Raw genomic sequence first — 242 nt, forward strand, 5'->3', positions numbered from 1 at the left:
TCATGCCCTCCGTCTATCAAACGGAGCGGCCCTTTTCCAACTTAGCCTCTGGTCCCAAAACCGGGGTCCATTTCACTCATGATGCGGTGAAATCCGTGCTCACGATCCCGCGAAACGGGCAAGCCGTCCGCAGGCCAGCTTGGAGGCGGGATCGGGCCCCAGATGATAGAGGTCGTCGGCGTCCTCGTAGCCGCAGCAGATCGCGAACATGCGCGCGCGGAACATATCGATCAGGCTGTGCA

At 60.7% G+C, this 242-nt stretch carries 1 pseudogene; it reads right to left on the bottom strand.

Annotated elements, in window-relative coordinates:
• Nucleotides 1-120: 120 nt before the first annotated feature.
• Nucleotides 121-242, bottom strand: a pseudogene (locus AC0L3P_RS40365) (hypothetical protein); the annotation flags it as partial.

The organism is Bradyrhizobium sp. WSM4874, from assembly GCF_055811835.1.